The 25,606-nt window shown below is 72.8% G+C and carries 27 protein-coding genes; 11 read left to right on the top strand and 16 right to left on the bottom strand.

Annotation, left to right across the window (positions count from 1 at the left end):
- Positions 1-69 precede the first annotated feature (69 nt).
- Positions 70-1,509 (top strand): amidase, encoded by a 1,440-nt coding sequence (locus tag BLASA_RS20785; RefSeq protein ID WP_041775883.1) that lies wholly within the window; start codon positions 70-72, stop codon positions 1,507-1,509.
- A gap of 75 nt (positions 1,510-1,584) precedes the next feature.
- Here the strand turns inward: BLASA_RS20785 and BLASA_RS20780 are convergent, their stop codons facing one another.
- From BLASA_RS20780 to BLASA_RS20740, 9 genes are all read right to left on the bottom strand, one after another.
- Positions 1,585-2,901 (bottom strand): sulfate adenylyltransferase subunit 1, encoded by a 1,317-nt coding sequence (locus BLASA_RS20780; protein ID WP_014378226.1) that lies wholly within the window; start codon positions 2,899-2,901, stop codon positions 1,585-1,587.
- Positions 2,901-3,809 (bottom strand): sulfate adenylyltransferase subunit CysD, encoded by a 909-nt coding sequence (gene cysD, locus BLASA_RS20775; protein WP_014378225.1) that lies wholly within the window; start codon positions 3,807-3,809, stop codon positions 2,901-2,903. Before cysD ends, BLASA_RS20780 begins: the two co-directional genes overlap by 1 nt.
- 75 nt (positions 3,810-3,884) lie before the next feature.
- Positions 3,885-4,625, bottom strand: coding sequence for an inositol monophosphatase family protein (locus BLASA_RS20770; protein ID WP_014378224.1), 741 nt, complete (start codon positions 4,623-4,625; stop codon positions 3,885-3,887).
- A gap of 16 nt (positions 4,626-4,641) precedes the next feature.
- Entirely contained in the window at positions 4,642-4,974 is a 333-nt protein-coding gene (locus BLASA_RS20765) for a carboxymuconolactone decarboxylase family protein (protein WP_014378223.1), read from the bottom strand.
- Between the two features lie 12 nt (positions 4,975-4,986).
- Positions 4,987-5,241 carry a carboxymuconolactone decarboxylase family protein gene (locus tag BLASA_RS20760; RefSeq protein ID WP_014378222.1) on the bottom strand — a complete coding sequence of 85 codons (255 nt, stop codon included), beginning with the start codon at positions 5,239-5,241 and terminating at the stop codon, positions 4,987-4,989.
- Positions 5,242-5,260: 19 nt separating this feature from the next.
- Positions 5,261-5,983: a PaaI family thioesterase gene (locus BLASA_RS20755; RefSeq protein WP_231839506.1), complete on the bottom strand. Its 723-nt coding sequence runs from the start codon at positions 5,981-5,983 to the stop codon at positions 5,261-5,263.
- A 22-nt stretch (positions 5,984-6,005) separates the two neighbouring features.
- On the bottom strand, positions 6,006-7,556 hold the full coding sequence (locus BLASA_RS20750; RefSeq protein ID WP_083878191.1) for a sensor histidine kinase: 1,551 nt from the start codon (positions 7,554-7,556) through the stop codon (positions 6,006-6,008).
- A gap of 8 nt (positions 7,557-7,564) precedes the next feature.
- Entirely contained in the window at positions 7,565-8,293 is a 729-nt protein-coding gene (locus BLASA_RS20745) for a response regulator transcription factor (protein WP_014378219.1), read from the bottom strand.
- Positions 8,294-8,464: 171 nt separating this feature from the next.
- Positions 8,465-9,259 carry a siderophore-interacting protein gene (locus BLASA_RS20740; protein WP_014378218.1) on the bottom strand — a complete coding sequence of 265 codons (795 nt, stop codon included), beginning with the start codon at positions 9,257-9,259 and terminating at the stop codon, positions 8,465-8,467.
- 103 nt (positions 9,260-9,362) lie between these two features.
- Here BLASA_RS20740 and BLASA_RS20735 point away from each other — a divergent pair, with 103 nt between their 5' ends.
- On the top strand, positions 9,363-9,572 hold the full coding sequence (locus tag BLASA_RS20735) for a DUF2945 domain-containing protein (RefSeq protein ID WP_014378217.1): 210 nt from the start codon (positions 9,363-9,365) through the stop codon (positions 9,570-9,572).
- Between the two features lie 58 nt (positions 9,573-9,630).
- Complete coding sequence (locus BLASA_RS20730; RefSeq protein WP_166486614.1) at positions 9,631-10,107, top strand: DUF2795 domain-containing protein; 477 nt, start codon at positions 9,631-9,633, stop codon at positions 10,105-10,107.
- Positions 10,108-10,131: 24 nt separating this feature from the next.
- Here the strand turns inward: BLASA_RS20730 and BLASA_RS20725 are convergent, their stop codons facing one another.
- Positions 10,132-10,920 carry a hypothetical protein gene (locus BLASA_RS20725; protein ID WP_231839505.1) on the bottom strand — a complete coding sequence of 263 codons (789 nt, stop codon included), beginning with the start codon at positions 10,918-10,920 and terminating at the stop codon, positions 10,132-10,134.
- A gap of 737 nt (positions 10,921-11,657) precedes the next feature.
- Between BLASA_RS20725 and BLASA_RS20720 the strand changes: the two genes are divergently transcribed.
- A complete protein-coding gene (locus BLASA_RS20720) occupies positions 11,658-13,280 on the top strand; it encodes an LCP family protein (protein ID WP_231839668.1) in 1,623 nt (540 codons plus the stop codon).
- Between the two features lie 58 nt (positions 13,281-13,338).
- Here BLASA_RS20720 and pstB (BLASA_RS20715) read toward each other — a convergent pair whose 3' ends face one another.
- The 4 genes from pstB (BLASA_RS20715) to pstS are packed head-to-tail and all read right to left on the bottom strand — an operon-like array spanning position 13,339 to position 17,249.
- Positions 13,339-14,118 carry a phosphate ABC transporter ATP-binding protein PstB gene (gene pstB / locus BLASA_RS20715; protein ID WP_014378213.1) on the bottom strand — a complete coding sequence of 260 codons (780 nt, stop codon included), beginning with the start codon at positions 14,116-14,118 and terminating at the stop codon, positions 13,339-13,341.
- Positions 14,119-14,143: 25 nt separating this feature from the next.
- A complete protein-coding gene (gene pstA / locus BLASA_RS20710) occupies positions 14,144-15,229 on the bottom strand; it encodes a phosphate ABC transporter permease PstA (RefSeq protein WP_014378212.1) in 1,086 nt (361 codons plus the stop codon).
- Positions 15,226-16,149: a phosphate ABC transporter permease subunit PstC gene (gene pstC, locus BLASA_RS20705; RefSeq protein ID WP_014378211.1), complete on the bottom strand. Its 924-nt coding sequence runs from the start codon at positions 16,147-16,149 to the stop codon at positions 15,226-15,228. The genes pstA (BLASA_RS20710) and pstC (BLASA_RS20705) overlap by 4 nt, the downstream gene beginning before the upstream one ends.
- Entirely contained in the window at positions 16,146-17,249 is a 1,104-nt protein-coding gene (gene pstS, locus BLASA_RS20700) for a phosphate ABC transporter substrate-binding protein PstS (RefSeq protein WP_014378210.1), read from the bottom strand. The genes pstC (BLASA_RS20705) and pstS overlap by 4 nt, the downstream gene beginning before the upstream one ends.
- 552 nt (positions 17,250-17,801) lie before the next feature.
- Here pstS and BLASA_RS20695 point away from each other — a divergent pair.
- From BLASA_RS20695 to pstB (BLASA_RS20680), 4 genes are all read left to right on the top strand, one after another.
- Positions 17,802-18,782 (top strand): PstS family phosphate ABC transporter substrate-binding protein, encoded by a 981-nt coding sequence (locus tag BLASA_RS20695; protein WP_014378209.1) that lies wholly within the window; start codon positions 17,802-17,804, stop codon positions 18,780-18,782.
- 78 nt (positions 18,783-18,860) lie between these two features.
- A complete protein-coding gene (gene pstC, locus BLASA_RS20690; protein WP_014378208.1) occupies positions 18,861-19,805 on the top strand; it encodes a phosphate ABC transporter permease subunit PstC in 945 nt (314 codons plus the stop codon).
- The gene (pstA, locus tag BLASA_RS20685; protein ID WP_014378207.1) at positions 19,802-20,707 is read left to right on the top strand and encodes a phosphate ABC transporter permease PstA; all 906 of its coding nucleotides are present in this window, start codon (positions 19,802-19,804) and stop codon (positions 20,705-20,707) included. Before pstC (BLASA_RS20690) ends, pstA (BLASA_RS20685) begins: the two co-directional genes overlap by 4 nt.
- Positions 20,708-20,893: 186 nt before the next feature.
- Complete coding sequence (gene pstB, locus BLASA_RS20680; protein ID WP_193345709.1) at positions 20,894-21,661, top strand: phosphate ABC transporter ATP-binding protein PstB; 768 nt, start codon at positions 20,894-20,896, stop codon at positions 21,659-21,661.
- Here the strand turns inward: pstB (BLASA_RS20680) and mshD are convergent, their stop codons facing one another.
- Together mshD and BLASA_RS20670 are read right to left on the bottom strand one after the other, a co-directional pair.
- On the bottom strand, positions 21,662-22,564 hold the full coding sequence (gene mshD / locus BLASA_RS20675) for a mycothiol synthase (RefSeq protein WP_014378205.1): 903 nt from the start codon (positions 22,562-22,564) through the stop codon (positions 21,662-21,664). It abuts the gene before it with no gap.
- Positions 22,565-22,571: 7 nt separating this feature from the next.
- A complete protein-coding gene (locus BLASA_RS20670; RefSeq protein ID WP_014378204.1) occupies positions 22,572-23,318 on the bottom strand; it encodes a winged helix-turn-helix transcriptional regulator in 747 nt (248 codons plus the stop codon).
- A gap of 211 nt (positions 23,319-23,529) precedes the next feature.
- Between BLASA_RS20670 and BLASA_RS20665 the strand changes: the two genes are divergently transcribed.
- The 3 genes from BLASA_RS20665 to BLASA_RS20655 are packed head-to-tail and all read left to right on the top strand — an operon-like array spanning position 23,530 to position 25,435.
- Positions 23,530-24,354, top strand: a complete 825-nt coding sequence (locus BLASA_RS20665) for a hypothetical protein (RefSeq protein ID WP_014378203.1) — start codon at positions 23,530-23,532, stop codon at positions 24,352-24,354.
- Positions 24,351-25,040 (top strand): DUF2993 domain-containing protein, encoded by a 690-nt coding sequence (locus tag BLASA_RS20660; RefSeq protein WP_014378202.1) that lies wholly within the window; start codon positions 24,351-24,353, stop codon positions 25,038-25,040. Before BLASA_RS20665 ends, BLASA_RS20660 begins: the two co-directional genes overlap by 4 nt.
- Positions 25,041-25,096: 56 nt before the next feature.
- Positions 25,097-25,435 (top strand): TlpA family protein disulfide reductase, encoded by a 339-nt coding sequence (locus BLASA_RS20655; RefSeq protein WP_014378201.1) that lies wholly within the window; start codon positions 25,097-25,099, stop codon positions 25,433-25,435.
- Positions 25,436-25,606: the final 171 nt, after the last annotated feature.

Here is a 25,606-nt window from a genome sequence, read left to right as displayed (position 1 = left end):
GCGGCTCGGCCGGATGAGCACGCTCGTTCACCCATCCGTCGTGGATCAGAATGGACAGGACAGCAGCCGATGACGTCACCTCGTGACGAGCTGTGCATGCGCTCGGCCACCGAGCTCGCAGCCCTCCTCCGCAATCGTCAGGTGTCCGCACGAGAGGTGGTGGACGCGCATCTCGACAGGATCGAACGTCTGAACCCCGCGATCAATGCGATCGTCACGCTCGACCCCGACGGTGCTCGAGCGGCGGCAGACGCTGCTGACGCTGCCGTGGCCGCCGGCGAGAAGGTCGGTCCGTTGCATGGGCTCCCGGTGGCGCACAAGGACACGCACGCCACCGGCGGGATGCGCACCACCTGGGGCTCGCCGCTGCACGTCGACACCGTGCCGGCCAGCGACGAACTGGTGGTCTCCCGCCTGAAGGCGGCGGGTGCGATCCGGCTCGGCAAGACCAACGTGCCGGAGTTCGCCGCCGGTTCCCACACCGTCAATCCGGTCTTCGGCACGACTCACAACCCTTACCGTCGTGGGTTGTCGGCCGGCGGCTCCAGTGGCGGCGCGGCGGCAGCTCTCGCGGCGGGCCTCGTGCCCGTCGCCGAGGGCGGCGACATGGGAGGGTCGCTCCGCAACCCCGCCGCGTTCTGCAACGTCGTCGGACTGAGACCCACCCCTGGTCGTGTCCCGACGTGGCCGTCCGCCATGGGCTGGTCGCCCATGCAAGTCCAAGGGCCCATGGGGCGCACGGTGGCCGACGTTGCCCTTCAACTGTCGGTGCTCGCCGGCCCGGACAGTCGGGTGCCGATCGCACTGCAGGACGACGGTGCCGGTTTCGCCGCCTCCCTCCCTGTCGAGCTGCCCGGTCTGCGGGTGGCTTGGGCGCCGAACCTCGGAGGGCGCATCCCGGTCGATCCGGTGATCACGGCGGTGCTCACCTCCACGGTCCAGGTGGTCCAGGATCTCGGGGCGAAGGTCGAGGAGGACTGCCCCGACCTCTCCGACGCGGATGAGGTGTTCCGGACCCTGCGGGCGTGGATCTTCGAGGCATCCCTGGGGGATGTGGTCCGCCGCTCACCCGACAAGGTCAAAGCGACCATCCGTTGGAACGCGGAGCTCGGTGCCGCCCTCACTGGCGGCGACGTCGCTAGGGCCGAGATTGCGCACACGAGACTCTACGAGCGGGTGATCGCCTTCTTCGACCGCTTCGACGTGTTGCTGGCGCCGACGACACAGGTACTGCCCTTCCCCGTCGACTGCGAGTACCCCACGGAGGTCGCCGGCGTGCCACAGCGGGACTACCTGGGCTGGATGCGCTCATGCACGCTGATCTCACCCACCGGCTGCCCTGCGCTGTCGGTGCCCGGGGGGTTCAGCCCGGACGGTCTCCCCGTGGGACTACAGATCATCGGCCCACCCGGCGCGGACCGCCGAGTTCTCGAGGTCGGGCACGCGATCGAGCAGGCCACGGGCCATGGCCAGCACCGTCCTGTTCTCCCGTTCCCCGAGGCCGCATAACCGGTCACCTCTGCGGCCTGCCCCGTCCAGGGCGCCGCCCCGAGCTGGGAAGGGCTGGGGAAGAGGACGCGTCGTTCAGCTCCCGGGGACGAGCATCCCGGCGCCGACGGTGGCGTTGGTCGCCTCGTCGACGAGGATGAACCGGCCGGTCACCCGGTTGCGGGCGTACTCGTCGACGAACAGCGGCTGGGTGGTGCGCAGCCGCACCCGGCCGATGTCGTTGAGCCCGAGTTCGCCCGCCTCCGGCTGCCGGTGCAGCGTGTTGACGTCGAGCCGGTACTGCACGTCCTTGACCACCGCGCGCACCGAACGCGTCGTGTGCTTGACCGCCAGCCGCTGCCGGGGGCGCAGCGGCTCGTCGGTCATCCAGCTCACCAGCGCGTCGAGGTCCTGGGTCACGTGCGGGGCGTTCGACGGCCGACAGATCAGGTCCCCGCGCGAGACGTCGAGGTCGTCGGCCAGCCGCACCGTCACCGCCATCGGGGCGAAGGCCTCGTCGATCGGGCCGCGGGGGCCGTCGATGCCGGCGATCGTCGTCGTCAGCCCGCTGGGCAGCACCTGCACCTCGTCGCCGGTGCGCAGCACGCCGCTGGCCACCGTCCCGGCGTAGCCCCGGTAGTCGTGGTGGGCGTCGGACTGCGGCCGGATCACGTACTGCACCGGGAAGCGCACGTCGACCAGGTTCCGGTCGCTGGCCACGTGCACGTGCTCCAGGTGGTGCAGCAGCGACGACCCCTCGTACCAGGGGCTGTGCTCCGACCGGCGGACGACGTTGTCGCCGTGCAGCGCCGAGATCGGGACGACGGTGAGGTCGGGGACGTCCAGCTTCGCGGCGAAGGCGGTGAACTCGTCGCGGATCGCCTCGAAGGTCTGCTCCGACCAGTCGACCAGGTCCATCTTGTTGACCGCGACGACCAGGTGCGGCACTCGCAGCAGCGAGGCGAGGAAGGCGTGCCGGCGGCTCTGCTCCAGCATGCCCTTGCGGGCGTCGACCAGCACGATCGCCAGGTCGGCGGTGGAGGCGCCGGTGACCATGTTCCGCGTGTACTGCACGTGGCCCGGCGTGTCGGCCAGGATGAACGTGCGCCGCGGGGTGGCGAAGTAGCGGTAGGCGACGTCGATGGTGATGCCCTGCTCGCGCTCGGCCCGCAGACCGTCGGTGAGCAGCGCGAGGTTCACGTAGTCGCCGCCGGCGCTGGCCCGCTCGACGGCCTCGTACTGGTCCTCGAACACCGCCTTGCTGTCGTAGAGCAGCCGGCCGATGAGGGTGCTCTTGCCGTCGTCGACCGAGCCGGCGGTGGCGATCCGCAGGATGTCCTTGCGGGCGACGGCGATTTCGTGCGCCTGCTCCGCGGCGGCCGAGTGGAGGTCCACGGGCTGGGTGGCACTCATCAGAAGTAGCCCTCCTTCTTCCGGTCCTCCATGGCGGCGTCGCTGACCTTGTCGTCGCCGCGGGTCGCGCCCCGCTCCGTCATCCGGGTCACCGCGATCTCGGCGATGACCTCGTCCACCGTCGTGGCGCTGGACGGCACGGCCGCGGTCAGGTTCGCATCGCCGACGGTGCGGTAGCGGACGCTCTCCCGGCGGACCTGCTCGCCCTCGCGCGGCCGGATGAACTCGTTCACCGCGTAGAGCATCCCCTGCCGCTCCACGACGTCCCGCTGCTGCGCGAGGTACAGCGCAGGGATGGCGATCTGCTCGTGGGCGATGTACTGCCAGATGTCCAGCTCGGTCCAGTTCGACAGGGGGAACACCCGGATGGACTCACCCACGTGGATCCGTCCGTTGTAGAGGTCCCAGAGCTCGGGGCGCTGGTTCTTCGGGTCCCACTGGCCGAAGTCGTCGCGGAAGGAGAAGACCCGCTCCTTGGCCCGGGCCTTGTCCTCGTCGCGCCGGGCTCCGCCGAACAGGGCTGTGAAGCCGTGCTCTTCGACGGCGTCGAGCAGGACGGGGGTCTGGATGCGGTTGCGGGAGCCGTTGGGCTCCTCCTTCACCGTGCCCGCGGCGATGGCGTCCGGCACGGAGGCCACCACCAGCTGCACGCCGAGCTCGGCCACCCGCTTGTCGCGGAACTCCAGGACCTCGGGGAAGTTCAGGCCGGTGTCCACGTGCATCACCGGAAAGGGGATGCGGGCCGGCGCGAAAGCCTTGCGGGCCAGCTCCAGCATCACGATGGAGTCCTTGCCGCCGGAGAACAGCAGCACCGGGCGTTCCAGCTCGGCGACCACCTCGCGGATCACGTGGATGGACTCGGCCTCCAGCGTCTCCAGCTGGCTGAGCCGGTAGTCGGGCGTCGTCATGCGCTCAGGCTCCGGGAGTTCGACATCAAGGCGACCAACCGCACCGATCCGGTGGGGATTCCCGCCCAGTGTCCGCTATCGCGCCGAGCGGACCGCAGCCAGCACCCGGTCGGCCAGCTCCGGCCGGGTGACCACGAGGTCGGGGAGGGAGGGGTCGGGCCGGTTGTAGACCAGCGGCGACCCGTCCAGCCGGCAGGTGACCAGCCCGGCGGCGCGGGCGACGGCGACCGGGGCGGCGGAGTCCCACTGGTACATGCCGCCCGAGTGCACGTAGGCGTCGGCCTCCCCGCGGACGACGGCCAGCGTCTTGTAGCCGGCCGAGCCCAGCGGCACCAGCTCCCCGCCGAGCGCGGCCGCCACCGCCTGCGCCTCGGCCGGTGGGCGGGTGCGGCTGACGGCGATCCGGACCGGTCCGTCCGGGCGGGGTGGCAGTGGGGGCGCCGGGTCGGTGACGTGCACCTGGCCCAGGGCGGGCAGCGCGACGGCGGCCGCCACGAGGTCGCCGTCGGCCCAGAGCGCCACGTGGACGGCCCAGTCGGAGCGCTCCGGGTTCCCGTACTCGCGGGTGCCGTCCAGCGGGTCGACGATCCAGACCCGGCCGGCCGACAGCCGCCGAGCGTCGTCGACGGCCTCCTCGCTGAACACCACGTCGTCGGGCCGCTCGGCGGCGAGCACCGCGACGATCGCCCGCTGCCCGGCCGCGTCCCCGGCGTCCCCGAGCGGCCGGCCGGTGAGGCCCGAGGAGCGCAGGGGCACCAGGGCATCGGCGGCGGCCCGCGCGGCCAGTGCCGCGACCGCGGTGTCGTCGATGCTCATGTGCGGCAGCTCCTGATCAGGGGGCGGGCACCTCCGGGTAGGCGAGCGGGCAGCTGGGCGCCAGCGCCTCCTGCGTCTCCGGGTCGACCTCGGTGAGGAAGGTGGCGTGGAAACGGTTGATCATGTTCGACAACCCGACGGTGAAGCAGATCTCGATGATCTGCTCGGGGGTGAAGTGCTCGGCCAGGTCCCCGTAGGTCCGGTCGTCGATGGTCGCCATCCGCGTGGACCGCTGCGCGTAGCGGACGATCGCCGCCTCGTCGGCCTCGTACAGGCCCTCGGGCAGGGGGTCGTCGCCCAGGTGCGCGAGCTTCTCCTCGGTCAGTCCCGCTGCTCGACCGAGCAGCACGTGGGTGGGGATCTAGTAGTGGCACTCGTTGGTGACCGAGGCGGTGAGGTACGCCAGTTCCCGCTGGGCCGGCGTCATCGAGTTCTGGAAGTAGACGACGGTGCCGAACTCGACCATCTTCTGCAGCGCGCGGGGATGGTTGGCCACGGCGCGGTAGACGTTCGGATCGACGCTGCGCCCGCGCGCCGCCGCGACGCCCTTCAGAACCTCCCTGGCGAGGGGGTCGGCGTTCTCGTCGTCGGAGCTCACCAGCGGCAGGCGTGACATGCATCTCACCGTAGTCGGATCAGCCCGGCTCCACGGCGGCGGCATCCCCGGCGTTGCCCGGCGGGCGGTGCACGCCGGAGGAATCGGTGACCGAGCCGAAGTAGGACGCCAACTTCTCCGGCCGCGGCATGACGAAGATCCCGCGCGCCTCCACCAGTGGCTGGTCCGGCGCCTCGGCGAGGGCGATGGACCCGGCGATGACCGACTTGCGGCCCGAGGTCTGCTCGAGCCAACCTCGGAAGGCCAGCCGGCGGCCGAGCGGAACGGGCCGGCGGTAGTCCAGCTCCAGGTGCGCGGTCATGCCCCACAGGCCGTTGGCGGCGGCGGTGTCGCCCAGCACCTGGTCCATGAACAGCGCACTCATGCCGCCGTGCAGGAAGGTGGGCGGGCCCTCGTAGGCCGCGCCGAGGGTGGCCTCGGCGCTCACCACGCCGTCCGCCACGTGGAACCGCAGCGGCGGGGCCATGCCGTTGGCCACGCCGCTGACCGGGTTGAACGTCCGGCGCCGGGCGGCGGGGTCGTCGAGGCGCGGGAGCTGGGACAGCGGGCGGCGCGGGCCCTCGAGCCGCTCGGCGGCCGCGCGCGCCAGCTCGGCGGCGGAGCGCACCGCCGCCGCGTCGGCCGTGGTGATCGCCGAGAGCTCGATCAGCCGCCGGAGCTCGACGGCCAGATCGACCGACGCGGCCATGAGATCGGCGTCGAAGGATGTGCCCTGGTCCGGGGAACCGTCGGTCGTCGTCACCGGAAGATCGTCGCAAGGGCGCTCAGACCCCGGGCGCGCCACCCCCGGGCGGACCGCTGCGCGGCAGCCGCACCGTGACGGCCAGCCCCGCGCCGGGCGCCGTCTCGAGCGCGGCGGAGCCGCCGTGGGCCGCGGCCAGCGAGGAGGTGATGGCCAGGCCGAGGCCCGTGCCGCCGGCGGCACGGGTGCGCGAGGTGTCGGCCCGGTAGAACCGTTCGAACGCCCGCGCCGCGTCCTCGGCGGCCATGCCCGGTCCCTGGTCGGCGACCCGCAGCAGGAGGACGTCGGAGTCGGCGGGGTCCTGGGCCAGCGACACCTGCACGCGGGTGTCCGGCGGGGTGTGGGTGAGCGCGTTGGTGAGGAGGTTGCCCACGACCTGCCGCAGCCGGCTCTCGTCGCCGAGCACCACCGGCGCGTCCGTGAGCGACTCGTCCAGGTGCAGGCTGATCGGCCGGTCCGGCTGGACGGCGCGCGCGTCGTGCACGGCGTCGCCGGCGATGGCGGCGAGATCGACCGGGCGGACGGACAGCGGTCGCTGCTGATCCACCCGGGCCAGCAGCAGCAGGTCCTCCACGAGCAGGCCCATGCGGGCGCCTTCCGCCTCGATGCGTTCCATCAGCCGGCGCACCTCCGCCTCGGTGCCGACCGCGCCCTGCCGGTAGAGCTCGGCGAAGCCGCGGATGGAGGTCAGCGGGGTGCGCAGCTCGTGGCTGGCGTCCGCCACGAACCGGCGCATCCGGTGCTCCGAGCTCCGCGCCTGCTCCTCGGAGGTCTGCTGGGCGCGGAACGCGCTCTCGATGCGGGCGAGCATGCCGTTGATCGCCGTGGAGAGCCGGCCGACCTCGGTGCGCTCGTCCCCGGAGGGCACCCGGCGCGACAGGTCCCCGGCGGCGATGGCCTGCGCGGTGCGTTCGACGTCGGCCAGCGGCCGGAGGCTGTTGCGCACCAGGACGTGCCCGGCCGCGGCGAGCATGGTGAGGACGATGAAACCGACGACCAGCTCGATGGCCACCAGCCTGCTGATCACCTGCTCGTCACCCCGCAGGTCGCTGGCCAGCAGTGCGGTGTAGCCCTGCGGGAGGTGGACGGCCGCGACCCGCCAGGAGGTGCTCCGGTCCTCGGCCGGCACCGTGAACATGTGCGGGCCGTGCTCGGCGGCGCGCGGTTCGTCGTCCCGTACCCGGTCGGTCACCCGGTCGAGGGCAGGCCGCTGCGCGGCGTCATCGACCGGCCCGGCGACGACGACCGGTTCGCCCTCCCCGGGCGGGACGCAGGCCAGGTAGTCGGTGGCCGGGTACGCCGGCCCACCGGCCCGGCACTGCTCCATGAGGGCCCACGGCCGGCCGGCCAGGCCGGTGGCCCACGCGCTCAGCTGCTCGTCCTGCTGCTCGATGAGGTAATCGCGCAGCAGCGAGGTCGCCGCCACGCCCGTGGCCAGCAGTGCGACGGAGACCAGGGACACCAGCAGCGCAACCAGCGTCACGCGCAGCGGTACCCGGCTGCCCCCGCCGTGCGTGGCCGGGACGTCGGGCGCCGCCGGAGCCCCGGCGCGCCGCTGGCCCCCTGTTGCCATGGCCACGCTCAGGAGCCGCGGGGCAGCCGGAGGGTGTAGCCGACCCCACGGATGGTCTGCAGCAGACGAGGCTCCGTGGTGTCGATCTTGCGCCGGAGGTAGGAGATGTAGGACTCCACGACGTTGGCCTCGCCGTTGAAGTCGTAGTTCCACACGTGGTCGAGGATCTGCGCCTTCGACAGCACCCGGCCGGCGTTGGCCATGAGATAGCGCAGCAGCTTGAACTCCGTCGGCGACAGGCTGATGACCTCGCCGGCCTTGATGACCTCGTGGGTCTCCTCGTCCAGCTCGATGTCGGCGAAGGTGAGCCGCGGCGCCTCCGCGGCACGCTGTGCGCCGCTCGTCCGGCGGAGCACCGCGCGGATGCGGGCCACGACCTCGTCCAGGCTGAACGGCTTGGTCACGTAGTCGTCGCCACCGAGCGTCAGGCCCGAGATCTTGTCCTCGGGTGCGTCCCGTGCGGTCAGGAAGAGCACCGGGGTGTGCCGACCGGTCTCCCGCAGCCGCCGGACGACGCCGAACCCGTCGAGCCCCGGCATCATCACGTCGAGGACGAGCAGATCCGGCCGGAACGACGCGGCGAGCGCCAGTGCCTGCTGCCCGTCGGCGGCGGTGGCCACCTCGAAGCCGGCGTAGCGGAGGCTCGCCGACAGCAGCTCGCGGATGTTCGGCTCGTCGTCCACCACGAGGAGGCGGGCTTCCGGGGCCGGGCGGCCCGCGGGCTGGTTCCCGGACATTGCTCCCCCGGTCGGGTGCGCCGATACGGTCGTCATCCTCCCGAGGATGGGAGGAGCGGCTGTGCTGCACCTGGACGCTACCTGGGAACTCCCTGGACGTGCGGCCCCACCGGCATAGGAAGCAACGCCTATGGTCTGAGGCCGGAATCCCTGGGCATTGCTTCCTGTGCCTCAGCCGGCGGGAGCCATGGCGCGGCCGCGGCGCCAGTAGCCGATCGCGTGGTGCTGGCTGCGGCCCAGCCCCCACCGCCCGCGCAGGTCGGCGCGGATCGCCCGCACGGTGGCCGACTCGGCGCCCACCCAGGCGAAGACGTCCTCCCCCTCGGGGCGGTCGAGCGCCGCGAAGGCGTCGACCAGCAGGGTGCTCTCGCCCGGTGCCGTCGCACCGCGGTGCAGCCAGTGCAGCGCGATGCCCGGGGGTGCCACGAGGGCCTGCTCCTCCTCCGGGCCGGCCACCTCGAGGTAGGCGGCGCCCAGCGTCTCCGGCGCCGCGGCCGCCAGCAGCCGGCTGATCGCCGGCAGCGCCGTCTCGTCCCCGGCCAGCAGCAGCCAGCGGGCGGGCCGGTCGGCGAGCGACGCGGCCCCGGCGACGCCGAGCAGGGCCCCGGGCTGCGCGGCGGCGGCCCACGAGGCGGCCGGACCGTCCCCGTGGAGGACGAAGTCGATGTCCACCTCGCCGGCGGCGGGGTCCTGGCGGCGCGCGGTGTAGCTGCGCAGCGCGACCCCGTGGCTGCCCTGCGGCCACACGATCCGGCCGTCGCGCTGGACGTGCGGCCAGCGCGGCGCCGGGTCGCCCACGCGCGGTACGAGCAGGTTCACGGTGGGGCCGGCCGCCGCCACGGCGGCGGGCTCCCCCGAGAGCGTCACCCGGCGCACCGAGGGGGTCACGTCGGTGACCGCGACGACCGTGAGGACGTCGACCGGTCGCAGGCCGTCGGTGAAGACGGCGCCGTCAGGAGAGCTCACGTCGCTCCAGCCTAGGTGTGCCGTGGATCCGGGGCGCCGATGTGTGCCCGGGGCCCGCCGGGGGCAGGGCAGAGGCAGCACCGTCCACGAGCGGAGGAGAGAGATGGCTGACGACCTCGAGAAGGGTGACCACGTCACCTGGAACAGCCACGGGCACACCGTCGAAGGCACGGTCGAGCGGAAGATCACGTCCGACACCGAGGCGTCCGGTCGCACGGTCCGGGCCAGCGACGACGACCCGCAGTACGAGGTCCGCAGCGAGAAGAGCGGGCGCACCGCGGTGCACAAGCCCGGCGCGCTCGACGAGGCCTGAGCTCCCCGCGGACGGATCCATGCCCGGCGGCGTCGGGCCCGAGCAACTGGAGGAACACGTGACCGAGTCCCCAGGCGATTTCGCCGGCGCGTCCTCGCGCAGCACCAAGCACAACCCGCGGCTCGACGAGGAGCTCGAGCACGAGACCCAGGGGATGATGAAGGCCGAGCGCGCCACCCGGGCGCACGAGTGGCGCGAGGTCGAGCCGGTCGCCGAAGGTGGGCCCGACATCGACACCGACCCGGCCGGCACGCTGGTCGGGGGCACGCCGGTCGGCATGACCGAGGACGCGGTGGTCGCCCGGGCCGAACTGGCCCGCTGGCTGACCCGCCAGCCGTTCCCCGGTACCCGTGAGGACCTCGTGGAGGCGGCCCGCGACCACCGCGCGCCCGACGTCGTCGTGGCAGAGCTGGAGCGGCTACCCGAGGGGGGGACGTTCGAGCGGATCGGCGACGTGGCGCGCGCCCTCGGGTACCCGACCGAGACCGGGCCCGGCCCGGGCGCTCAGGACCCGGAACCGCCGGCCTCCTCCTGATCGGGGCGGAGGGAGGGCGCCGGCTCAGGAGCGGGCGCCCTCCCGCGCGTCGTCGTCGGCGATCTCCTCTGCACCGCGGCGGCGGAACAGCTTCGAGCCGGGGAAGCCCTTCACGATCTGGCGCATGTCCTGGACGGTGTCGACCAGGTCGTGGACGTCGGTACCGACGGTCCCCAACGTCTCCAGGACCGGCAGGATGTCCTCGTCCAGGTGCACCACGAGCTGGGGCAGCCGGTCGATCAGCGTGATCAGCGCATCGACCTCGGACGGGTCGAACGACGCAGACAGCCGCCGCATGGACGGCGCGAGCGCGGTCAACGCCGGCTCATAGTCCTCGAGCAGCGGCTCCACCCGGCCGACCAGCCCCTCGGCCCGCCCGACGAGGCCGTCGGCCCGGCCGATCGTGCCGCCCACCTGCTCGATGGCTTCGTCGGCTCGCTGTTTGGTTTCGCCGACGCCGGCGATGGCTTGGTCGGCCTTCTGTTTGGTTTCGCCGACGCCGGCGATGGCTTGGTCGGCCTTCTGTTTGGTTTCGCCGACGCCGGCGATGGCTTGGTCGGCCTTCTGTTTGGTTTCGCCGACGCCGGCGATGGCTTGGTCGGCCTTCTGTTTGGTTTCGCCGACGCCGGCGATGGCTTGGTCGGCCTTCTGTTTGGTCTCGCCGACGCCGGCGATGGCTTGGTCGGCCTTCTGCTTGGTCCGGCCGACGCCCTCGATGGCCTCGTCCGCGCGGGCGCGGGTGTCGTCGACCCGGGTCAGGGTGTCGCCCACCCGGTCGACCAGCGACTCCGCCCGGTCGACGATCCCCGACACCCGGTCGAGCAGCTCCTCCAGTCGGCCCAGCGCGGTGGCCGCACGGGGGACGAGTGCCAGTGCGTCACCGACACCGTCGCGCACGCCGTCGACCAGGGCGAGGACGTCGGAGGGACCGGGCACGGAGGGCAGTCGCACCGCGAAGACGCTACGCAGTGACCGGGTCGGCCACCATTCGATTGGCCGCATCCCTCACCCGTCCGTGCCGCGCGTCGGCGTGGTAGATGGTCCGGCCCCCGTATCGTGGGACGACGGGACACGGACGTGCGGACGACGAGAAGGTGTCGACACCTGTGGGGGATGAGCCGACGCGCGGCGGAGCGGGCGACCGCGACGTCCCCGGGCGCACCCGCCGCGGGCGCAGCGCCGGGGCCGGCGCCGACCCGGTGACCGTCGAGCAACTGCTGGCCCGTCAGGGGAGCGCGGTCGGGAGCCGGCGGGCCGCCCGCCGCGGCACGGCCGACCCGGCGCCGGGCGCGGGTCCGCGCCGCGAGGCGGCTGCCGCGGCCCGTGACCGGCCGGAGCAGAACCGTCGCGCGGATCGGCGGACGGACGGATCCGGCGCCGCCACCGGTCCCGGGGGCGCCGACGGTCCGGCGGTCCGGGCCGGGCTGCCGCCGGTTCCCGGCGCCGCCACCGCGGGACCCGCAGGGTCGGCGACCCCGCGTTCCGGTTCCCCTCCGGTACCCGCGGCGCAGCCGGGCCTGCCCGCAGTTCCGCAGAGTCAGCCGGCCCCTGTGCCGACCCCGCAGTCCGGTCTGCCGCCGGTCCCCGGGGTCCGCGAGGTCCCCGTACCGGCTCCCGCCGCCTGGGCCCCGGACGAGCGGCCCTCCCGGCGCAGCGGCCCGATCCCGCCGCTGCCGGGAATCCCGGCGCCGGCACCGGCCGGTGCCACCCGCCGCCGGCCCGCCGCCGGGCGTCCGCCGCGCAGCCCCGGCCGCCGCCGGCTGGTGCGCGCAGCCATCGCCCTGGCCGGGATCGTGGGCGTCGTCCTCCTCTACCACCTCGCGCTGTACTTCTACGTCGACCAGCGGATCTCCCGGGTGGACGCGCTCGCCGTCGACGGCCTCGAGGTGCTCGCCCCGGAGCTGCAGGACGCCACCCAGACGTACCTCGTCGTCGGCACGGGCGTCCCGGGCCAGGACGGCGCGGCGTCGGTGGCCACCCTGGTGGTGTCCGTCTCGGCCGACGGCGACCGTGCGGTGCTGGTCAGCGTGCCGCCTACGGCGCTGGTGGACACCCCGATCTGCCGCACCGCGGACGGCGACCTGCGCAATCCGGTCACCGAGGCGTTCGCCAGCTCGCTGCTCGAGGGGGGCCCCGCCTGCATGGTGCGCACCGTCCAGCAGCTGTCGGGCCTGCGGATCGACCACTACCTCGGCGTGGACCTGGCGGAGCTCCCGGGCTTGGTGGACGCCCTCGGCGGGGTCCCGGTCTGCGTGGTGCCCTCCGAGGTGATCGCCGCCGCGGCGACCCCGCCGCCGGCCGGCCCCTCCGAGCTCTCGGGTGCGGGCGCCGCGGGCTTCCTGCAGCCCGGCGACCCGGCGACCGACGGCACCGGCGCGGCGGCCGCGGAGCGGGCCCAGCGGCTGCTCACCTCGACGCTCCGGGCGGCGATGTCGGCGGAGAACCTGCTGAATCCGGTGACGCTCACCCGGTTCGTGACCCGCGCGGCGGACGCACTGACGCTCGACGAGCAGACCACTCTCGGGGACCTCCGGGTGCTCGCCGGGACGCTCGGCGACCTCTCCGGCGACGCGGTGCAGCGGGCCGGGTTGCCGGTCACGCAGGTCGGCTACGTCCCGGCCGGCACGGACCAGTCCTACGTCCTCCTGGACGGGGCGGCGACGCGGGCGTTGTTCGACGAAATCATCCAGGGCGCCCGGCTCCCCGAAGAGCTGCTCGAGGCGCAGACGGCCGTCCCCGAGGCCGCCCCCGTCCCCGAGGCAGCCCCTGAGCCGCCGCCGGGGCCCGAACCCCTCACCGTGCCGCCCGCCGGCATCACCGTCGACGTGCTGAACGGCACCGGCACCACCGGCCTGGCGGCGACCGTCGCCGACGCCCTCCGCGCAGCGGGTTTCGGCGTGGGCGCCGTGGGCAACGAGCTGGGCACGGTCGCCGAGAGCGTGGTGCGCTACGGCGCCGGGGCGCTCGAGCAGGCCCGCACCGTGGCCGCGGCCGTCCCCGGTGCGGTCCTGCAGCCCAGCGACTCCCTGGGGGCGACCGTCCAGCTGGTCATCGGCCCCGGCTTCACCGGCGTCGTCCCGGTGGAGACGGGCGCACCCGCTGCCGCTGAGCAACCGGCCGTCGAGACGGCGGCGGCCGCCCCGGAACCCGAGGCGGCCGCCGTCCGCTGCTGAACGCAGCCCCGCAGGGCCCCGCTGCGAGGGCGAGCGGTGGTGGCGGGGGGGTCCTCGTTCAGCCGAAGCGACCGGAGATGTAGTCCTCCGTCGCCTTCTGGTCGGGGTTGCTGAAGATCTTCCCGGTCGGGTTGAACTCGATCAGCCGGCCGGGCTGGCCCACGCCGTTGAGGTTGAAGAATCCGGTGGACTCGCTGACCCGCGCGGCCTGCTGCATGTTGTGGGTGACGATGACGATGGTGAACCGCTCCTTGAGCTCGGTCATCAGATCCTCGATCGCCAGCGTCGAGATGGGGTCGAGCGCGGAGCACGGCTCGTCCATCAGGAGGACGTCGGGCTCGACGGCGATCGCACGCGCGATGCACAGGCGCTGCTGCTGCCCGCCGGACAGGCTGGCCCCCGGCCGGTCGAGCCGGTCCTTGACCTCGTTCCACAGGTTGGCGCCACGTAGGGACCGCTCGACGATGTCGTCGGCCTCGGACTTGCGCATCCGCTTGCTGTTCAGCCGGTTGCCGGCGATGACGTTGTCGTAGATCGACATCGTCGGGAACGGGTTGGGACGCTGGAACACCATGCCGATCTGCCGGCGCACGTCGACCGGGTCGACGTCGGCACCGTAGAGGTCCTGGCCGTCCATGACGACCTTGCCCTCCACACGGGCGCCGGGCAGCACCTCGTGCATCCGGTTGATCGAACGCAGGAAGGTGGACTTCCCGCAGCCCGACGGGCCGATCAGCGCGGTGATGCTGCGGGGCTCGATGCTGACGCTGACGCCCTCCACGGCGAGGAAGTCGCCGTAGTAGATGTTGAGGTCGGAGACCTCGATGCGCTTGGCCACGGACGTGTCCTTCGGGTCGGGGCGGTCAGCGACCGGTCTTGGGGGCGAAGAAGCGGCTGATCAGACGGGCGGCCACGTTGAGGCCCATGACCAGGATGATGAGCAGCAGTGCCGCCGTCCATGCGCGGTCGATGGCGAACTCGGGCGGCACGCCGGGCTGGGTGAGCTGGTAGTAGGCGTAGACCGGCAAGGTCGCCATCCGCCCGTCGAACGGGTCGAAGTTCGTGGCGTTGGCGATGCCGACCGTGATCAGCAGCGGTGCGGTCTCGCCCACCACGCGGGCGATCGCCAGCGTGACGCCGGTGCTGAGCCCGGCGATGGCCGTCGGCAGCACCACCTTGACGATGGTCCGCCACTTGGGCACGCCCAGGGCGTAGGCCGCTTCCCGCAGGTCCCGGGGGACCAGCTTCAGGACCTCCTCGGCCGACCGGACGACGACCGGGATCATGAGGACCGACAGCGCGACCGCCCCCATGACGCCCAGCCGGATGCCCGGGCCGAAGAACACGACGAACAGGGCGTAGGCGAACAGCCCGGCCACGATCGACGGGATGCCGGTCATGACGTCGACGAGGAAGGTGATCGCCCGCGCCAGCCGCCCGCGCCCGTACTCGACGAGGTAGATTGCGGTCATCAGGCCGATCGGGACCGAGATCAGCGTGGTCAAACCGGTGATGACCAGCGTGCCCATGATCGCGTGGTAGGCGCCGCCGCCCTCGCCCAGCACGCCGAGCAGCGACCAGGTGAAGAACTGCCCGTCGAACCGCTCGGCGCCGCGGCGGACGACCTCGACGACCAGCGAGACCAGCGGGACCATCGCGATGCCGAAGGCGCTGACCACGACCGAGGTCACCACCCGGTCGGTCGCCCGGCGCGGTCCCTCGACCGCCCGGGAGAGCACGTACAGCGCCGCGGTCCCGGCGACCACCGTGCAGAGGACGACGAGCACGAGGCCGAGGCCGAGGAGGGCCGCGATGGCGGCCGTCCCCGCGAACAGCGCCCAGGGGACCCAGCCGGGCAGTCGGCCGCCGGTGGTCGGCGACCGACGGGGCGGGGGCGGCTCCGTGACGCCGGTCGGCTCGAGCGGGGTGGACGTCGCCGGCTGGATCACGAGTCGGCTCCGGAGAACTCGGCGCGCCGGCTCACGATCCACCGGGCCAGCAGGTTCACCGCGAAGGTGATGACGAACAGCACCAGCCCGCTGGCGATCAGTGCGTTGACCGCCAGGCCGGTCGACTCGGGGAAGTCCAGGGCGATGTTGGCCGCGATGGTGCCCGGGTTCTCGCGGCTGATCAGGTTGAACGTGAACCCGCCCGAGACCGACAGGATGATCGCGACGGCCATGGTCTCACCCAGGGCGCGTCCCAGGCCCAGCATCGCCGCACCGGTGACACCGCTCCGTCCGTAGGGCAGGACGGACATCCGGATCATCTCCCAACGGGTGGCGCCCAGGGCGAGCGCGGCCTCCTGGTGCAGCGTGGGCACCTGCCGGAAGACCTCCCGGGCGATCGCGCTGATGATCGGCAGGATCATGATCGCCAGCACCAGGCCGATGGTGAGCATCGTCCGCCCGGTCGCCGAGGCCGGCCCCGCGAACAGCGGGATGAACCCGAGGTACTCCTCCAGCCAGACGTAGAACGGGACGAGGGCCGGCGCCAGCCAGGTCAGCCCCCAGAATCCGTACACGATGCTGGGGATGGCGGCCAGCAGGTCGACCAGGTAGCCCAGGCCCTGGGCCAACCGCCGCGGGGCGTAGTGGGTGATGAACAGCGCGATCGCCACCCCCAGCGGCGTGGCGACCAGCAAGGCGATCACGGACACCAGGAGCGTGCCGAACAACAGGGGGGCGATGTAGGCGACGATCCCCTCCCCGCCGGGGATCTCCTCGGCCGGTGCGGTGAACGCCGGCCAGGCCTCCACGATGAGGAAGAGGGTGACGCCGGCGAGGATCGCGAGGATGAGGATGCCGGCCCCGCGGGCACTTCCGGCGAACACCCGGTCTCCCAGGCTCCGCCGCGAGCGGGTCGTCACGGGGTCGTGTCCACCGTGATCGCGTCGACAGCCGTCATGGCCTGGCTCCGCAGTGCGTCGGAGATCGGCGCGGACCCCGCCACCTGCGCCGCGGCCTGCTGTCCCTCCTCGCTGACCACGTAGGTGAGGAAGGAGCGCAGCAGCTCGGCGGTCTGCGGGTCCTCGTACTCGACGCAGCCGAGGTGGTAGCTGACCAGCACGATCGGGTAGCGGCCCGACTCGGCGGTGTCGCGGGCGATCTCGATGGCGAAATCGTAGGGGCCCCGGCCCTCGAGCCGGTGCGAGTCCTCCACCACCGCGGCCGCGGCCTCGGCGGTCGGGGCGACGAACTCCTCGCCGACCCCGATCCGTGCGACGCCGAGGTCGCCGGCCTGGCTGAGGTCGGCGTAGCCGATCGTCCCGTTGCCGGCGCGGACGGCGCCCACGACGCCGGAGTTGCCCTGCGCCGCCTCGCCGCCGGGCACCGGCCAGTTGCCGTCCGGCTCGTACGGCCACGCGTCACCGGCGGCCGCGGCCAGGTACTCCACGAAGTTCTCCGTGGTGCCGGACTCGTCGCTGCGGTTGACCGGCGTGATCCGCAGGTCGGGCAGCTCGACACCCGGGTTGTCCGCGGCGATCGCCGGGTCGTCCCAGGTGGTGATCTGCTGGTCGAAGATCCCGGCCAGCGTCTCGGGTGAGAGGTTCAGCTCGCCGACGCCCTCGACGTTGTAGACGACCGCGATCGGCGAGATGTAGTTCGGCAGCTCGAAGACGCCCGAGGTGCCGCAGCGCTCCTCCGCCTGCGCCAGTTCCTCGTCGTCCAGTGGAGCGTCGGACCCGGCGAAGTCGGTGCCGCCGGCGAGGAACTGCTCCCGGCCGCCACCGGACCCGATCGGGTCGTAGTTGACCGTCACCTCGGGCTGGATGCTGGTGAAGCCGGCCCGCCAGCCCTGCATGGCGGCCTGCTGCGCGCTGGATCCGGCACCCACGAGCGTGCCGCTGAGCGCGTTCTCACCCCCCGAGGGGAGGCCCCGCTCGTTGACGGCGGCGCAGCCGGACAACGCGACCGTCGCGCCCAGCAGGCACGCCAGCGCGACGGAGGGCGACGTCGATGACCGCACTGCTCGCCCCTCCGTCGATGAACTGATCGTGACCGCCCCGATGAACCGAAGATGACGGTAGGAGGGACACGTGGCCGGTGCCCCTCTGCCCAGTGAACAGTCGGTGAACGAGCCGGACGGCGCAGTCGTCCCGATCACAGCGAACGGGGTATCAGGTAGTGCAGGAGCCGGAAATGCCAATGGCGGCATCGGCACGAACGCACCGCGCATCCTGACGGTCGCCGCTGACGGGCGAGGTCTCGAGCGCGCCGTAGCGCAGCGGGGCCGGCGAGCACGGCGGCCCCGAGATCAGGATCGACCACCAGGAGCACGGTCCGGTGCGGGGAGCGGAGCGGGGGCGGGTGGTCCCTCGCGTCATCGCGGGGTGAACGGCGACCGAACAACTCGGACCGCCTGGATGACCTGCGCATTCTCCCGTGGCACTCGCCCGCTGGTGTTCGGCGTCTGTTCACGTCGCGCAGGTGGCCGGTTCACCGTGGCTGCCTAGCTTTCGCCTGGTCCGTCCCGATGCCCGGCACGTCCGGGCTCAGACAGAACAGAGAGGCTCATCAGTTGAAGACCAGCACCCTGCGTCGCCGCTCCGTGCCGGCGGCCGCCGTGCTCTCCCTCGCCCTGGCCCTGGCCGCCTGCGGCAACACCGACGAGAGCGGCAACCCCACCGCGGGCTCCGGCGACGAGGGCGGTGGCGAGCTGTCCGGCGAGGTCGTGATCGACGGCTCCTCGACGGTCGAGCCGCTCAGCGCCGCCGCGGCCGAGCTGTTCCAGCAGGAGAACCCCGGGGTCCAGGTCACGGTCGGCACCTCCGGGACCGGTGGTGGGTTCGAGAAGTTCTGCCGTGGCGAGACCGACATCTCGAATGCCTCCCGCACCATCGCCGAGGACGAGATCGCCACCTGCGAGGAGGCCGGCATCGAGTTCGCCGAGCTGGGCGTGGCCAACGACGCGCTCTCGGTCGTCGTGAACCCGGAGAACGACTGGGCCGACTGCCTCACCGTCGAGGAGCTCAACGCGATCTGGGACGAGGACTCCACGCTCGACAACTGGAGCCAGGTCCGCGACGGCTTCCCGGACGTGCCGCTGGAGCTCTTCGGCCCCGGCACCGACTCGGGCACCTTCGACTACTTCACCGACGCGATCAACGGGAACGAGGGCGTCAGCCGCAGCGACTACGGCGCCTCCGAGGACGACAACGTGGTCGTCCAGGGCGTCGAGGGCGCAGCGGGCGCGATGGGCTACTTCGGCTTCTCGTACGTGGAGGAGAACGAGGGGCGGGTGAAGCCGCTGGCCGTCGACGGCGGGGACGGCTGCGTCGAGCCGAGCACCGAGAGCGTCCAGGACGGCAGCTACGCCCCGCTGGGGCGTCAGCTGTTCATCTACCCGAGCGCGCAGGCGCTCGAGCGGCCGGAGGTGCAGGCGTTCGTCGACTTCTACGTCGACAACCAGGCCGAGATCGCCGAGGCGGCGCTGTTCATCCCGCTCACCGACGAGCAGGCCTCCGAGGTCGAGTCCAAGGTCCAGGAACTGCAGGGCTGACCGTCTCCCGCGTGCCGCCGTCCCGCAGCCGCGGGGCGGCGGCACATCCCGATCACCAGAGAGGCCGAACCGGCGCCCGTGACCGCGACCCTCACTGATCGCCCGCCCCCGGCGCGCGACACCGACCTGCGCCAGGCGCGCCCGCGGTACGGCGAGGTCGCCATCCAGGGGCTGCTGTTCCTCGCCGCGCTGGTGTCGGTGCTGACCACCATCGGCATCGTCCTGTCCCTCGTCCCCCCGACGATCAGCTTCTTCGGCGAGTCGGAGGTGACCCTCCGCGAATTCCTCACGGGCACCGACTGGGCGCCGCTGTTCGCCAACGCCCGGTTCGGCGTCCTCCCGCTGGTGACCGCGACCCTGATGGTCACCGGCATCGCGATCCTCGTCGCCATCCCGCTCGGGCTCGGCGCGGCGATCTACCTCTCGGAGTACGCCCGGCCCCGCGCACGGAAGATACTCAAGCCGGTTCTCGAGGTCCTGGCCGGCATCCCGACCGTCGTCTTCGGATTCTTCGCGCTGGAGTTCGTCACCGGTCTGGTCCTGCAGCCGCTGTTCGGCATCCGCGGCTTCAACGCGCTGTCGGCCGGCATCGTCATGGGGATCATGATCATCCCGACGATCGCGTCGCTGTCCGAGGACGCGATGAGCGCCGTCCCCCGTTCGCTGCGCGAGGGCGCGTACGCCCTGGGCAGCACCAAGCGCCAGGTGGCGACCCGGATCGTCGTCCCGGCCGCGCTGTCGGGCATCGTCGCCGCCTTCGTCCTCGGCGTGTCCCGGGCGGTGGGCGAGACCATGATCGTGGCGATCGCGGCCGGCCAGACGCCGAACCTGAGCTTCGACCCGACCGAGGGCATGCAGACCATGACCAGCTTCATCGCCGCGGCCGGGATCGGCGACGTCCCGGTGGGCTCGATCGGCTACGAGACGATCTTCGCCGTCGGCAGCCTGCTGTTCGCGATGACCCTCGTCATGAACGCACTGAGCATCCGCCTCGTGCGCAAGTACCGGGAGGTCTACGAGTGACCGCCACCGCCACCCCGCCCGCCGTCCTGCCGGACGACGCACCCTCGCTGCAGCCGGAGACCCGCTCTCCCAAGGAGTGGACCTTCCGTGCGGTGCTGTTCGCCTGCCTGGCGACCGCGATGGTGTTCCTCCTCGTGCTGATCGTCTTCCTGGTGCAACGCGGCTGGCCGCGCATCGACTCACGGCTGTGGCTGAACATGCCGTCGTCGATCAACCCCGAGCTCGCCGGCGCCCTGTCGGCCATCGCCGGCACGTTGTGGGTGATGGCGCTGGTCTTCCTCATCGCCGTCCCGCTGGGGGTCATGACGGCGATCTACCTCGAGGAGTACGCCAACCCGCTCTCCCGGGTGAACCGGCTGATCGAGCTGAACATCCAGAACCTCGCGGCCGTGCCGTCGATCGTCTACGGCATCCTCGGGCTGGGCATCATCGCCCGCCAGCTGCAGGTCGGCTTCACCATCATGACCGCCTCGTTGACGCTGTCCCTGCTGATCCTGCCCGTGCTGATCATCGCCAGCCGCGAGGCGATCCGCGCGGTGCCGAACTCGATCCGGCAGGGCTCGCTCGCCCTCGGGGCGACCAAGTGGCAGACGATCTGGCGCCAGGTCCTGCCCCAGGCCGTGCCCGGCATCGCCACCGGGTCGATCGTCTCGCTCTCCCGCGCGATCGGGGAGGCGGCGCCGCTGCTGCTCCTCGGCGGCGTCACGTTCGTGACCTTCGTGCCGGAGTCGGTGTTCGACCGGTACACGGTGCTGCCGATCCAGATCTTCAACTGGACCAGCGAACCGCGCGAGGAGTTCCGCATCCTCGCCTCGGCCACCATCGTCGTCCTCCTGGTGCTCCTCCTCAGCATGAACTCCCTGGCCATCTGGATCCGCAACCGCTACGGCAAGCGGCACTGACCCGTGAAGGACGAGACCCTCATGACGCCTGACACGTCCATCGCCGTGGCGGCCGATGCCGCGCCCACCGTGACCGACCAGCGTCCCACCCCGCCGGGTGGCGCAGTGGAGGGCGGGCGGCACGCGCTCACGTTCCGCACCGACCGCCGGCCGCACCCGGCCGCGCACCAGGTGACGTCCCCGGTCATGCACGCCCAGGACGTCAGCGTGTTCTACGGCGCCCTGGAGGCCGTGCGCGGCGTCACGCTGGACGTCGGACGGAACGAGATCACCGCCCTGATCGGCCCCTCCGGCTGCGGCAAGTCGACCATCCTGCGCTGCTTCAACCGGATGAACGACCTGATCCCCGGCGCCCGCGTCGCCGGGAGGATCACCTACCACGACCAGGACCTCTACGGGGCCCACGTCGACCCGATCGAGGTCCGGCGCCGGATCGGCATGGTCTTCCAGAAGCCGAATCCGTTCCCGAAGTCGATCTACGAGAACATCGCCTACGGGCCCAAGGTCAACGGCATGAAGCCCTCGAGCATGGACGACCTGGTCGAGGAGGCACTGACCGGCGCCGCCCTCTGGAACGAGGTCAAGGACAAGCTCAAGGAGAGTGCGCTGGCCCTGTCCGGCGGCCAGCAGCAGCGCCTGTGCATCGCCCGCACCATCGCGGTCCGGCCGGAGATCATCCTCATGGACGAGCCCTGCTCGGCGCTCGACCCCATCGCGACGGCGAAGATCGAGGACCTCATGGAGGACCTGGCGAAGGACTACACGATCGTCATCGTCACGCACAACATGCAGCAGGCGGCCCGTGTCTCCGACCGGACGGCGTTCTTCACCGCCGACGTGGACGACAAGGGCGAGCGCCACGGCCGGCTGGTCGAGTACGACCTGACGTCGACGATCTTCAGCAACCCCGGTGACCGGCGCACCGAGGACTACATCTCGGGTCGCTTCGGCTGATCAGCGGGCGGGGTCGCGCCGCCAGGAGACGTCGACCGCGAACCGCCGGAAACCGCGACTCTCGTAGAGCCGCACGGCTCCGGCGTTGTCCTCCTCGACGTAGAGCAGGACCTGCCCGAGGCCGCGGTCGCGCAGGTGCGCCAGCCCCAGGTCGGTGAGCGCCCGGCCCAGGCCCAGGCCCTGGCCGCCGGGGTCGATCCCCAGCACGTAGATCTCGCCCACCGCCTCCTCAGCGGCGTCGCCGGGCGGGTGGACCTTGGTCCAGTGCGAGCCGAGCAGCTCACCTCCGGCGTCCGGATCGCCGCGCCAGGCCATCAGGAAGCCGTCCGGGTCGAACCACGGCTCGGCCTCCCGCAGCTCGAGGTCCGCGCGCGTCATCCGCCCCTGCTCGGGGTGCCAGTCGAATGCGCGCGCGTTGACCGCCAGCCACGCGTCCTCGTCCCGCCCCGGGCGGAACGGCAGCACCTGGACGCCGGCGGGCAGCGCCGGCCGCGGATCGGGGTCGATGCCGGCCAGGTCGCGGCGCAGCTGCAGCAGCACGCGGGCGCGCTCGAAGCCGTGCGGCGCGAGCAGCTGCGCGGAGCCGGGGAGGTCGCCGTGCGCCCAGATGCTCAGCGGCCGGTCGCCCGCGAGGTCGAGCAGCTGCCGCAGCAACGCCGTGCCGAGCCCCCGCCGGCGGTGGGCCGGGTGGACCACGAGCGCGGCGACGCCGTCGTCCAGCCGCGCGTATCCGGCGAGCGCGCCGCCGTCGCGGACGACGAGGTCGGAGCCGCCCGGGGAACCGTGCTGCAGCCGCAGCTCGGTGTCCTCGGAGACCGGCCGCACGCCGTCGGCGGCAGCGGCGGCGCGCAGCAGCGCGAGGACTGCGGGGACGTCGATGTCGGCGTCGCGGTCGGTGTTCACCCGACCATCAGACCAGCTCGGCGTCGGCCCGGTCGTCCGAGGTGGCGGCGCGGGCGGCCTCGGCCGAGGCGTCGGCGACCTGCCGGTCGAGCTTGTAGCCGACGTTGCGCACGGTGCCGATCAGCGCCTCGTGCTCGGTGCCGAGCTTGGCGCGCAGCCGGCGGACGTGGACGTCGACGGTGCGGGTGCCGCCGAAGTAGTCGTAGCCCCAGATCTCCTGGAGCAGCTGCGCCCGGGAGAAGACCCGGCCGGGGTGCTGGGCCAGGTACTTGAGCAGCTCGAACTCCTTGTAGGTGAGGTCGAGCGCGCGGCCGCGGAGCTTCGCCGAGTAGCTGCGCTCGTCGATGACCAGCTCGCCGGCCTCGGTGACGCCGCCGTCGGCGTCCGCGGCCGGGGCAGCGGCGGCCGGCCGGCGGGTCGTGGCCCACTTCAGCCGGGCGTCGACCTCCGCGGGACCCGCGGTGTCGAGCAGGACGTCGTCGACACCCCAGTCGGCGGACAGCGCGACCAGGCCCCCTTCGGACAGCACGGCGACCAGGGCCGCGGCGACGCCGGTGGAGGAGAGCAGCCCGCACAGCGTGCGCGCCCCGATGAGGTCGTGGCGGGCGTCGACCAGCACGACGTCGCCGGAGTCGCCGTCCAGGAGGCTGGAGATCTCGGGTGCGACCACGCGCACCTGGTGGCCCAGCAGTCCGAGGGCGGGCAGCACCTCGGTCGTCGCCTGGCGGGCGGCGGTCATGAGCACGAGTCGCATGTCGTCTCCTCGAGGGGCCCGGGGCCGGTGGCGACCGGCCGGACACACGACGACGCTGTCGAGCGGGAGAGGTCAGGATAGCCGATCTGCCCGGCCCGCAGCCGGTCCGCCGCGATCGCCTGGTCGTGCCGGGGTCCGGACACGCCGAGAGCGGCGCGCCGGCTCCGCTCGGCGAGCGGATCGGGCGCTGGGCTTCTGAGACGATCGGGGCGTGAGCTCCACCGCCGTCCCGTCCACGACGCCGGCCCGGCCGCACCACCTGCCGGCCGCCGGTCTCGCGGTCGTCGCCGCCGGTCTGGTGGCCGGTCTGCCGACGGCACTGGGGGACGTCGGCGCGCTCGCGGCGGTGCTGGTGCTGCAGCTGGCGCTGGTGCTCTCGTGGGTGCTGGCCACCGGCATGCAGGGGTTCACCAGCTCGCTCGCCGTGGGCACCGCCGCCGCCGTCGCCGCGGACCTGGCCCTCGTCCTGGTCGAGCGCCCGCTCCTGGGAGGCCTGCTGGCCGTCCTCGGCGTCGGCTTCCTGGCGGCCGTGCTCCAGCAGATGCTGCGCTCTCCGCGGCAGGACCTGGTCGACTCCCTCGCGGGTTCGGCGGTGCTCCTCACCGCCGTCGCTGCGCTGGCGGCGCTGCTGCTGCTCGGCCGGCCGGGTTCCGGCGCGCTCGTGCTCACCGCCCTCGTCGCCGGCGCCGCGCTCCTGGTCGGTTCCCTCACCGACCAGGTGCTGCCGCGGCCGCAGCTGGCGCCCGGGGTCCCGCGCGGGCTCACCGGTGCCGTGCTCGCCGTGCTGGCCGGCGCCGCGGCGGGGTGGGCCGCCCGTGACGTCGCCGGCCTCGGCATGCTGCGGGCGCTGCTGGTCGGAGCCGTCCTGGCCGGTGTGGTCGCGCTGGTGGCCGTGGCCGGCAGCTACCTCGCCGTGGAGACGACGGCCGAAGGGGCGGTCGGCGCCCTCTCGCCGTGGGCGCCGACCGTCGTGCAGGTCGTGCTGCCGTTCGCCGCCTGCGCTCCGGTCGCGCTCGGTCTGCTGACCCTGCTGTGAAGGTCGTCGCCGTCCTCCTCGCCCTCCTCATCGCGTTGGGTGCGCTGCTCGACCGCGTGGCGGTCGTCGTCGCCGAGGGGCAGGTCGCCGCGCAGATCGCGGCCCAGGCGGGCCTGGTCGGTGAGCCGGCGGTGGAGATCCGCGGATTCCCCTTCCTCACCCAGGCGCTCGGCGGCCGCTACGACGAGGTGCGGATCTCGCTGACCGGTGCGCAGCTGGGCCGGCCCGATGGCACCCGCGCCGACGTCGTCCTGCGCGGGGTGCACCTTCCCATGGCGGCCGTGCTCGCCGGTGACGTGCGGGAGGTGCCGGTCGAGCGCATCGACGGTGTGGCGACCCTGTCCTACGACCTGCTCGCGCAGGAGATCGGCGGCGACACCACGCTGGAGCCGGAGGGTGACCGGCTGCGGATCACCCGGACCGTGGACCTCCCCGGCGGTGCGCTCCCGTTGACCGCGGTGGGCACCGTCGGGCACGACGGCGAGGAGCTGGTCATCGACGTCGAACGGGCGGGCGGCGTGGGGGTGGACCTCCCCGGCTTCCTCGTCGGCCGGGCGAGCGACCTGCTCGATCTCCGGTACCCGGTCCAGCTGCCCTTCGGCCTCCGGCTGACCGGCGTGGCACCGGCCGGGGACGGAATCGAGGTGCGGGTCGAGGCCGACGACGCGGTCATCGGCGCGGAATAGCCGACCCGAGCCACCCGGTTCCCCTCCCGGACGGGATCGGCGGCGAAGGGGACGGCATGGGTGCGGCGGAGGTGCTCGAGCGGCTGGGTGTCCGCCCGGCCGACGCGGACCTGACCGTCGTGCAGTTCTCCACCGCGTTCTGCGGGCCGTGCCGGGCGACCAAGGCGCGCCTGGACCGGCTGCAGGCCACCCGGCCCGGGCTGGCGACGGTCCACGTCGATGCGGAGAGCCACCTGGACGCGGTGCGCGAGCTCGGCGTCCGCCGCACTCCGGAGCTGTTCTACCTCGACCGCGAGGGGCGGGTGGTCCACCGGAGCAGCGGCGCGCCGCCCCTCGAGGAGCTGGCCGTCCTGGTGGACGCCCACGTGGGTGGGCGGATCGGTGGGTCGTCGTGATCGGCTACCCTCGCGCCGTGGGCATCCTGCTGACCTCGCGCCGCACAGTGGACCTGTGCCGCGTCGGCAGCTGCCTGTGTCCGGCCCTCTGAGGGCGGCACCGCGCCGTCCGGACGCGCTCTCCGCGCCGTCGGGATGCCCCACTTCTCCCGTGAGTTCCGCGCTCTGAGC

It is taken from the genome of Blastococcus saxobsidens DD2, assembly GCF_000284015.1.
Lineage (GTDB): Bacteria > Actinomycetota > Actinomycetes > Mycobacteriales > Geodermatophilaceae > Blastococcus > Blastococcus saxobsidens_A.
The sequence above is the reverse complement of the archived record's forward strand: the minus strand, read 5'-3'. Positions and strand labels throughout refer to the sequence as shown.